The 9,551-nt window shown below is 36.8% G+C and carries 13 protein-coding genes and 1 tRNA gene; 7 read left to right on the top strand and 7 right to left on the bottom strand.

Annotated features, from left to right (window positions below; translation table 11 throughout):
• Positions 1-4 precede the first annotated feature (4 nt).
• Together B2107_RS02505 and B2107_RS02500 are read right to left on the bottom strand one after the other, a co-directional pair.
• Positions 5-247 carry a hypothetical protein gene (locus tag B2107_RS02505; RefSeq protein WP_293952846.1) on the bottom strand — a complete coding sequence of 81 codons (243 nt, stop codon included), beginning with the start codon at positions 245-247 and terminating at the stop codon, positions 5-7.
• 80 nt (positions 248-327) lie between these two features.
• Positions 328-924 carry a ClbS/DfsB family four-helix bundle protein gene (locus B2107_RS02500; protein WP_293952844.1) on the bottom strand — a complete coding sequence of 199 codons (597 nt, stop codon included), beginning with the start codon at positions 922-924 and terminating at the stop codon, positions 328-330.
• A gap of 376 nt (positions 925-1,300) precedes the next feature.
• Between B2107_RS02500 and B2107_RS02495 the strand changes: the two genes are divergently transcribed.
• From B2107_RS02495 to B2107_RS02485, 3 genes are all read left to right on the top strand, one after another.
• Positions 1,301-1,726 carry a DUF1810 domain-containing protein gene (locus B2107_RS02495; RefSeq protein ID WP_312378444.1) on the top strand — a complete coding sequence of 142 codons (426 nt, stop codon included), beginning with the start codon at positions 1,301-1,303 and terminating at the stop codon, positions 1,724-1,726.
• Positions 1,727-1,917: 191 nt separating this feature from the next.
• On the top strand, positions 1,918-2,847 hold the full coding sequence (locus B2107_RS02490) for an alpha/beta hydrolase (protein ID WP_293952842.1): 930 nt from the start codon (positions 1,918-1,920) through the stop codon (positions 2,845-2,847).
• Positions 2,848-3,199: 352 nt separating this feature from the next.
• Positions 3,200-3,814 (top strand): hypothetical protein, encoded by a 615-nt coding sequence (locus B2107_RS02485; RefSeq protein WP_293952840.1) that lies wholly within the window; start codon positions 3,200-3,202, stop codon positions 3,812-3,814.
• Positions 3,815-3,926: 112 nt separating this feature from the next.
• On the opposite strand, the gene B2107_RS02480 is transcribed toward B2107_RS02485, so the two are convergent.
• Positions 3,927-4,502 (bottom strand): NAD-dependent epimerase/dehydratase family protein, encoded by a 576-nt coding sequence (locus B2107_RS02480; protein WP_293952838.1) that lies wholly within the window; start codon positions 4,500-4,502, stop codon positions 3,927-3,929.
• A 185-nt stretch (positions 4,503-4,687) separates the two neighbouring features.
• On the opposite strand from B2107_RS02480, the gene B2107_RS02475 reads away from it, so the two are divergent.
• The 3 genes from B2107_RS02475 to B2107_RS02465 all read left to right on the top strand — a co-directional run bounded on the left by B2107_RS02475 (position 4,688) and on the right by B2107_RS02465 (position 6,236).
• Positions 4,688-5,416 (top strand): DUF3267 domain-containing protein, encoded by a 729-nt coding sequence (locus B2107_RS02475; RefSeq protein WP_293952836.1) that lies wholly within the window; start codon positions 4,688-4,690, stop codon positions 5,414-5,416.
• A 194-nt stretch (positions 5,417-5,610) separates the two neighbouring features.
• Entirely contained in the window at positions 5,611-5,982 is a 372-nt protein-coding gene (locus B2107_RS02470) for a hypothetical protein (protein ID WP_293952835.1), read from the top strand.
• A gap of 32 nt (positions 5,983-6,014) precedes the next feature.
• On the top strand, positions 6,015-6,236 hold the full coding sequence (locus B2107_RS02465; RefSeq protein WP_293952833.1) for an SDR family oxidoreductase: 222 nt from the start codon (positions 6,015-6,017) through the stop codon (positions 6,234-6,236).
• A 40-nt stretch (positions 6,237-6,276) separates the two neighbouring features.
• On the opposite strand, the gene B2107_RS02460 is transcribed toward B2107_RS02465, so the two are convergent.
• A tRNA-Leu gene (locus B2107_RS02460) sits at positions 6,277-6,356 on the bottom strand.
• Positions 6,357-6,538: 182 nt separating this feature from the next.
• Between B2107_RS02460 and B2107_RS02455 the strand changes: the two genes are divergently transcribed.
• Positions 6,539-7,489, top strand: coding sequence for an aldo/keto reductase (locus tag B2107_RS02455; protein WP_293952831.1), 951 nt, complete (start codon positions 6,539-6,541; stop codon positions 7,487-7,489).
• Between the two features lie 240 nt (positions 7,490-7,729).
• Here the strand turns inward: B2107_RS02455 and coaD are convergent, their stop codons facing one another.
• From coaD to B2107_RS02440, 3 genes are read right to left on the bottom strand one after another with little or no spacing between them, the layout of a single operon-like run.
• Positions 7,730-8,206: a pantetheine-phosphate adenylyltransferase gene (coaD, locus tag B2107_RS02450; RefSeq protein WP_293952829.1), complete on the bottom strand. Its 477-nt coding sequence runs from the start codon at positions 8,204-8,206 to the stop codon at positions 7,730-7,732.
• 1 nt (position 8,207) lies between these two features.
• The gene (gene rsmD, locus B2107_RS02445; RefSeq protein WP_293952827.1) at positions 8,208-8,747 is read right to left on the bottom strand and encodes a 16S rRNA (guanine(966)-N(2))-methyltransferase RsmD; all 540 of its coding nucleotides are present in this window, start codon (positions 8,745-8,747) and stop codon (positions 8,208-8,210) included.
• Entirely contained in the window at positions 8,738-9,535 is a 798-nt protein-coding gene (locus B2107_RS02440; RefSeq protein WP_293952825.1) for a DUF3822 family protein, read from the bottom strand. Before B2107_RS02440 ends, rsmD begins: the two co-directional genes overlap by 10 nt.
• Positions 9,536-9,551 lie beyond the last annotated feature (16 nt).

Below are 9,551 nucleotides of genomic sequence, written 5' to 3'. Positions count from 1 at the left end.
CCGACTAAGTTAGCAACTCCAGTTGCTTTGTTTCCAGTTGTTTAACATTAAGGGTATAGAAAGATACTCTTCCAGTATTTCCTCTAAATTGATAAAAATCACCCATAGGATCATTAAAGTAGCTTATTCTTTTGGTACCATAATTTGCATCAGGCGCAACGACGACCATTGGCTGGATATCACCTGTCGCAAAAGCATCATCCAAATAGCTCTTTAGCTGACCATAATCATACCAATGTAATCTCACGCTAACTGGCAATATTCAAAACTAAATAATTCCAATCGACAAATTCACTTTACACCCTCTGTCGAAGCGGAGAGGATTTTTTATTTAATGTTACGTTCTTTTTTCCACTTACGAATTCTCCCTCTTGCATTGGTATAAGGCGAAGACGTGTTAAACTGAATCATTCTTCCTAAAGTCCATTTCTCATACCAAGAAACCTCATATAATTCAGCATTAGATTTTTGCTCAATTAGATTAAGAATGTCAGAAACCGTTTTATCTAATTTACTACACAATGTATTAAAGTCAATGTCTTCATAATCTTTGTAAAACTTCTGAGCCAACTTACCAAGTTCATTCCATTTATAACCTGTTTCAGGAAAATCTACAGGCTCATTATTATCTTTTTTCCGATTCCATTTAAGCACTAATTCTCCCCACCCTATCAAATAAGAAATAAGATTATTGATACTCATTGTAGTATCCTTTGCATGTCCTTCTAAATCTGTGGTGGTAGTTAATCCAACAGGAATGGTCGATAATTCCTTTTCCAGTTTGTTGTAATTCGTTTCAATTGCCTTTTGTAATTCTTCTTTATTGACAGGTACAGCCATAATGTGCGAAAATAGATTTTCATCAAATTTACAAAAGCTATTAAAGAGTTTTCTTAAAAATAAGACATGATTTGCTTCACCCATTTTTCAGTCTGGTGCGCTTGTGCTTATAAATGGTAAATCAAAAGGTTATCTCCTTAAGTGTCTTGCAATGTAAATGCGGATATTTTTTCGGGGTGAAGACTATGGGATTGGCTATTTTGCATAGTGTTATTATAGGACATTTTTGAGCTGGCATAGTCGCCTATAAGCGTGGTAAAATGTACTATAATGCCACATTATGTAACTTAGCTTTCGCCGATTTGCATACTATGGCGTACCAAAATCTGCACGAGGATGTCAGCATGACGAATCGCGCGCCATATGCGCAGGAGCTTGAAATCGGGCTTCCAAAGCAAAAGATGCAGAAATAATTTGCTTAATTGCGTATATTGCAATTTATATTAAATCGCAAACTTATATGGAATTAAAAAGGTTTTTGGATGCCCAGAACCAAGTTTATCTGACGGCACTTTCTGAAATCAAAAATGGCAGGAAGACTTCCCATTGGATGTGGTATGTGTTCCCGCAGCTCAGGGGTTTGGGAAGTAGTGCAATTTCCGACGAATATGGCATCTCCGGTCTATCTGAAGCAATCTTATATTTGGCCCACCCCGTTCTTGGGAAGCACTTAATTGAAATTTCAGAAGCCCTCCTGCAGCTCGATGGCTTTACGGCAGAAGAAATATTCGGTTATCCCGATTACCTCAAGTTGCGCTCCTGCATGACATTATTTGCCATGATTAGCGATACTGAAAATATATTTGATGACGTCCTCAAAAAATATTTTGACGGTGTTGCTGACGAGCGGACAGTATCGGCGATCAGAGCAAAAAATATAAGCTAATGTAATCTCCATACAAAAACCTGCTATTTTTATATATCAACTTATTCTTTGAATAATCAATATTCCAAGACACCGTGTAACCATGTCAACTTGCTTAAATGGACCTTCCCGGAATAATAAGACGGATTGATTTTGATCTCAGGGTTGCCGATAATTCTATCTGAATTCATAACAAAACATAACATTTTAAAATGACAAAAATATTTTTACTGCTTTTTTGTACGCTGACAACATTAATTGGAAGAGCTCAAACGGAAAAGATTTACTCAAAAGCATACGGAAAAAGTGAAAACCCGGCAATAATTTTCATTCACGGCGGACCAAGAGGAAACTCAACACTATTTGAAGGAACAACTGCAGAAAATTTAGCAAGAAAAGGTTTTTATGTTATCGTTTATGACAGACGTGGTGAAGGTCGTTCAATCGACAAAACTGCAAAGTTTACGTTCCAAGAAGCAATTAGCGATTTAAATAGCATTTACGAAAGGTATAATATCAAAAAAGCAAATATCATTGCTCATAGCTTTGGTGGCTTGGTTGGAACACTCTTTACAGAACAAAATCCTGGAAAAGTAAATTCATTGATTCTTGCAGGTGCACTTTTTTCACAACAAGAAACGTATAACCATATTTTGGAAACAACACTAAAAATTTACAAAAAAAAGAATGACACCTTAATGCTTTCCAAAATTTCCGAAATTGAAAAATTAGCTAAAAATTCGGCTGAATACAGAAAGCAATGTTACGAAGTTGCAAGTATGAACAACTATTTCAAAATGCCATTTCCGACAAATGAAGCAAACCAATTGCGAGAAAATTATGAAGATAGTGAATACGGAAAAAGCAATATCCGAAATGACGACGCTCCTATTTTGTTCTATAAAAATGAAAGCAAAAATAATATTGACACCAAACCTATATTAAAAAAACTAGAAAAAGAGAATGTAAAATTATTTGCAATTTATGGTTTACAGGACAAAATCTTTTCAGAAAATCAATTAAGCGATATGAAGAAAATAGTTGGAAAACAAAATTTCAAAACAATTGACAATTGCTCGCATTATCCATTTGTTGACCAGCAAAAGCAATTCATTGAGATAATCGAAAAGTGGGTTAAATAAAAAAACTACGACCAACAAGGTATTGCCAAAAAGTTTGCTGTAAGCATAACACGACACACCAAGGCAACAGAATTGAATTAATGACACCGAAGAAAAACTGAGATCCATTTTGACCAAACAATATATTTCAGAAGATCGCGAAAAATATAAAGTAGAACTAAAAGAAGGTTTGACCAACAATAAGAATTATTTATTAGTGGGCTATTTTTTGGTTAATTATAACCATTGGCAATATTTGCTGAATGAGGATAAATTTGCGCTAAATAAAAAGTCACGCTGCTATCATCAAATATAGACGTAAGCACAAGGAAAGGACAAATTAATCGGCCTAACCTAATACCTTTTAAATAATATGTTTTATAAATTACAACAAAATAAATTTATCCAATGGACGATTATTCATATCAGATACCTCGTTGCATTGGCATTCGTCCCTTCCGGGTTTACAAAAATGGTTGGTGAAAGATTTACTCAATTACCTACAACCAGTACCATAGGACAGTTTTTTGAAGTACTTTATCTTTCCGGTATCTATTATAACTTTCTAGGTGTCATGCAGATAATTACTGCAATCCTTCTTATGACGCAGCGATTCGCATTAATTGGAACATTTCTCTTTTTGGCCATAACAGCCAATATCTGGATGATTACAATTTCAATGCACTTTAAGGGTACTTGGATAATCACTAGTTTGATGATGCTTGCGGGTTTAATTCTACTTTATTGGGATAAAAATAGAATCTCAGAATTGAATTCGGATTATGATTCACCAAAAAAAATGTATTCTCCAAAGGTATCAAGAATTTGGGTTAATGCGGGTATAATTTATATAAGCAGCCTACTCCTCATTTGCTTTGTTGGTTCGAAAAACGATATGCTATCTAAAACCATTTATGTCATCGCACTATTTATTTTAGTAGCCACTACACTATACTCCAATTTTGTTTTCTGGAAAAAATCAGATTAAATAGAATTAATCCTTTTGAATGACTTTCTGAACCCCAACGGAGTCATATTGGTCTTGGCCTTAAATAGTTTATTAAATGATTGTGAATGTTCAAAGCCCAGTTTATAGCCGATCAGTGGTTCTTTCCTTCGCAAATGATGGCTGAGACGCCTTTTTCTTTTGCTATTTTTATAAATAATGAAACAAAACCTATTTCATCCCCCTCTCCGTGTACTGAGGGAGATAATCTGATCACCGAAACATTTACGCCTTTGGCAACCTGATCATCCGCTGCATTTTCAGTAGCAATCCTTGGATGGGGATGGTTCACCGCTCGGTCATTCTCCGTTGTTATTCCATCTTTTGAAAACAGCGCAGTTCCAGAAGTAATCAGAAAGGGTTTATCAGTTCCAACCAGCGCATCTCCGATAGCTTCGATCACTTTACTATCTAAAATGCTCATTTCGGGAAAACGACTAAAATCGTGAACAAATCCTAAATGGATCACAGCATCGGAGAGTTTGGCTCCTAACTTTAAGCTTTCAAAATCCATCAGGTCACCAACATGGGGCTCTGCTCCTGCGTTAATTAATTTTTTAGCAGATTCTTCTGATCTTGCCAAACCTAGAACTTTGTGACCAGCTTTTAATAATTCCTGTACTACAGCTGTTCCTACGAAACCTGTAGCGCCTGTAACAAATACTTTCATATCCTAAATTATTTATAAACCAAAGTTCAGATTTGACAAACTTATAAATGTAGCCGAAAGTAGTTATGTTGTAGCCATAACGATATTGTTTGTATAAATATCTCGTCCTTTCAGACATTTTAATCGCTAAAATTTATCTCAAAAATGTTTTGTTTTGATCGGTTGCTGAACTGTATACTCTATAATTGAAATATTCTGTAGTCATCTGTAGATTTCCTGGATATTATCATATCAGTACAGATCTTTTGCTATTGAATGTTGTTCGCTTTAAGAATTTAGAAAGTAAGGACTTTCCACTTTTTTTTCTATTTTTAAGTATGAAAGAATCCAATCCAAATCTTGGAAATGCTCAGGAGCTAACAATTAATGCCGTTCAGGCGCAGCTTAGGTCATTTGCCTACTTCTTGCCATTTGCGCTGATCTTTGGTTTTGCCTTTTACTCTCTATGGCCGCAAAAGCTTTCTATTGCGAATTATAAAGCCGCTTTTCCGTCGGGTACAGCTGGGATTGCCTCGCTGATACTCATTATTATTGCGGGAGTGATTGTACATGAGCTTATTCATGGCATCATTTGGGCCAGATATGCCGCCTCGGGATTCCGGTCCATTCGCTTCGGCATCTTATGGAAATCCATCACGCCTTACTGTCATTGCAAAGAACCGCTGAAGGTGAGAGATTATCAGATCGGTGCGGCCGCTCCCGGTATAATCCTAGGCATCTTACCTTCGGTAGTCGCCCTGTTTTTAGGCAATATATTGTGGCTGGCATTCGGACTGTTTTTTACGATGGCAGCAGGTGGAGATTTAATGATTATACTTATGCTCAACAAGCAAGGTAGGGCAAACTTAGTACAGGACCATCCCTCCAAAATTGGCTGCCTGATTTATCCCAAAGAGGGCCTGAACCGACAATAGAGTTGTCCAGCACGGAAGATTGTATGGAGATATTAGATGGGATATGCGAGTAATGAACCTACATCCGGTGCATATTGCTATACTTTATAATCTCGCATAGCGGTAGAATTTGGCTTACCGGTGCTAATTACTGTGTTATAGTTTCACTTATGGTGAGATATTTTGTAGTTTTAATGTAAAGTGAAAATATTTATATGAAACTGAATGTACCTAAAGATTGCGATAATGCACCTAAAAGGAGATTAATCAAAGATTTTATAATAGCTCTGTATAAAAACGAAATTGAAACTGTTGCTAATGGGATTGAAGATGAGTTTGAATTTAGAATAATTGGTCATAAAACAATTTCAAACAAAGAAGAATTAAGAAAGTATTTGAATAAAAATGTGGAAGCGCTTGAATTGACCTTAGATGAAGTATTAAGTCACGGTAAGTTTGGTGCTTGTAATGGAATGTATAAGGCTAAAAAAGAAGAAATGTCTTTTGCCTATTTCTTTGAGTTTAAATCTGCAGGAAAAAATACAATTAAAATAATTTCCGAATATAAGATTGCCAATCATATCTAGTCAAAAAATCCTCAGCGCCAAGAATAGTCAACTTGAGTACCAGCCTTGGCTCTCTTTCATTACTAAGTACTCCTGATTGGCCTGCCTACAACTATGCTAAATACGGAGTTTACGAAATATCAAAAGCGGCTCTAAAAAGGTGCACAATCCAGCTAGCATATGAACTCCGTGATACAAATATTAAAGTAAATGCCGTTTATCCCGGACTTACGAAAACCGATTTTACATACTTTAATGGCGGCGAAGTCAATTAAAACATAAAATCCTCTTTACTGAATGTAAAGAGGATTTTTGTACCCGGAGCCGGAGTCGAACCGGCACGGTTTCCCACTGGTGTTTGAGACCAGCGCGTCTACCAATTCCGCCATCCGGGCATATCCGTTTGGGATGATGCAAAAGTAAGCAAAGTTTTTATTATTCCAAATTACCTCACTGATCATTTTTAAAACCCACTGATAATGAATAAGAAAATTTAAAAAAAACTTTTAACTCCCCTATCAATAGATTGAAAACGGGCTTTTTTACCTAATTTTAATTAGGAAACAATCAAATGATCATGGAAAAAGTAAAACTCGGAAATAGTGAAATTGAATTCAAACCGCTTGTCTTTGGTGGAAATGTATTTGGGTGGACCATAGATGAGAAGCAATCCTTCGCCCTTTTGGATGCCTTTGTCGATATGGGATTCAGCCTGATCGATACATCTAATAATTACTCGCATTGGGTGCCGGGGCACAGCGGATCTGAATCAGAAACAATCATTGGCAAATGGATCAACAAAAGAGATACGCGTGATAAAATTCAGATTGCTACAAAAGTCGGTGGACGCCGAATAGATAATAGCAAACCTAATCTGAAAAAAGAATATATCATTAAATCTGTGGAAGATTCGCTCTTGCGCCTCAATGTAGATACAATTGATCTTTATCAATCGCATCATGATGATCTGACAACACAAATCGATGAAACACTGGAGGCTTACCATCACCTGATCCAGACTGGAAAAATAAAATGGATCGGTGCATCAAATCTCAGTCCGGAACGTATTGCGGAATCCCTCCGGATTGCTGAAGAGCACAATCTGCCCGCTTATATTGCTATCCAGCCGGAATACAACCTTGACGACCGAGTGAAATATGAAAAACAGTATGAACAATTGGCCATTGACAATCACCTGGGTGTAATCAGCTACTATTCACTCGCCAGTGGCTTCCTCTCGGGTAAATACCGCTCTTTGGATGATATAAAAGAGGTAAAGCGCTACGATGCATTAAAAAACAGGTTTAATGCCCGCGGTCTACGTATTCTAGATGCCCTGGCTGAAATAGCCCATAGCCAACAAGCAAGCATGTCAGCCATTGCATTAGCCTGGATTTTACATAGACCTTCGGTTACAGCGCCTATTGTAAGTGCAACCAGTATCAAGCAGCTCGAAGAACTCAGCAGAGCTGTCGAAATCAAACTTACACCTGAAGAGTACTACCTATTGGACAAAGCAAGCTCTTAGTAAACTAAAATACAGGTAAATCAGGTTAATGACTTGAAATAGAATAAATTAACTCCTAAAAGATCGCATTGCCAAATAATATTTGGCCTTAAAGCATAGGGGACAATCAGACTGATTTAAATAGTAAAACATATTATTCACATAAAACACATAAGATCCTGTCTACTAACAATAAAAAAAGTGCAGCAAAATAATATTTTGCTTCACTTTTTTTATTAAATCACGCTTTAATGATCTTCCTTATTTATATTTTTCATTCAACAGTGATAGAATGGCAATGGGCACCATTGCACTGATATCCCCTCCATTAAACCACACATCCCTAACAATGGACGAAGAAATATGGGCTGTTCCGGATCTACTCATCAAAAAATAACTTTCCACCTCATTATTGAGCAGCAGATTATTCTGAGCAATGGCATTTTCAAATTCGAAATCATTGGTATTCCGGAGCCCACGTAATATAAAACGGGCTTCAACCTGCCTGCAGAACTCCACGGTTAAGCCCTTATATTTATGCACTTCAACCCCGCTTACCTCGCTAAAAACACGGCTAATCGAATCTACCCGTTCGTCGTGATCTAACATTCCTTTTTTATTGGCGTTATAACCTACCGCAATAATAATTTTATCAAATAGCGGCTTTGCTCTTTCAACAAGATCTTGATGGGCTAAAGTAAAAGGGTCAAATGATCCCGGAAAAACAGCAATTTTCATATTAGATAGTCTTAGCGTAAAAAGAAAATGATGAATACCCGTATTTTCTAGTTTCTATAAAATTTGGATGATCTTCCATCTGCCTTGTTGATGGATGCTCAACGACAAGGAGCCCACCTTCACGCAGTAATTGTTGATCAAAAATTAGTTTTGGTAATTGTGGTAATTTAGGAATATCATAAGGTGGATCTGCAAAAATAAAATCATAAGTATGCTTACAGCTAGCAATAAATTTAAACACATCGGCTTTCCTAGCTTTAATCTGCTCCAATTTCATCTTCTTCGCTGTATCATTGATGTATTGCACGCATTTGAAATGAAGGTCTATCGCATCCACATGCGCTACATCCCGCGATGCGAGCTCAAAACTGATATTCCCTGTTCCTGCAAAAAGATCCAGGCATGCTAAACCATCAAAATCCAGCTTGTTCTGTAAAATATTAAACAGCGCTTCTTTGGCGATATCCGTGGTTGGTCGCACAGGTAAATTTGTTGGTGGATTGAGCCTTAAGCCTCCTAAACGACCTCCGATTATTCGCATAATATAGAATCAAATAATACATTATATGGAGCCAGATTTGATTCCACCTCCCTATCTGCCAATACAACTTTTGTTTTCAAATCCAATATTTCGATATCAGCAGTATACGTTGAGATACGTCTATAATAAGATTCATTTGGGATTTCCCCTGAAAGAAGCACTTTATTAATGGAGTCGCCAAGGTTGAATTGCGTTAAGATATTAAGCACATAATAGCTAATATCATCCAGCGTATGAATTTCAAAACTATTATAGAGCTGAAAAACTCCGTTTTTAAACAGATAAAAGTCGACAGCATTTTCAGCCACAAAATGAATTCCTAAGACGCTGCCTCTAATCGAAACGCGCTCCTGTGCGCGGTCAAGCACGACAGCGAATTCGGGAAGTATCACAGCATCAGGAAACAACCTCCTCCATCTATTTAATAACAATCCATCAAACTGATATACAGCAACTAAATTAAGATTATCTAAAGAATAGCTAAATGTGTTTTCAAGATCGGATGTACCTAAAAATTGTAGGTAATCGCTAATATTATCGCTTAGAAAAAATTCTTTTGGAATAAATGTAAATGTCTGATGGGGTATCACAACGCGGACAAATCGAAACGGAAGGCTCATGATGCGTGTCGCATCCAAAATCGGCTCTTCTGACGGATACTCGATTACAATGGGGGCGACTGATTTTTTATCAACCACCGCCAAGATATCCTTCTGGAAGCCAGCTTTGACCAAAAGATTGTACTCCGGTAAATAATGGATATTAAATTGTTTTGAAATATAATTCATTCGCTGAATTGTAAAG

The sequence above is a fragment of the Sphingobacterium sp. UBA7855 genome, assembly GCA_002500745.1.
In the GTDB taxonomy this organism is placed as follows: Bacteria; Bacteroidota; Bacteroidia; order Sphingobacteriales; family Sphingobacteriaceae; genus Sphingobacterium.
The sequence above is the reverse complement of the archived record's forward strand: the minus strand, read 5'-3'. Positions and strand labels throughout refer to the sequence as shown.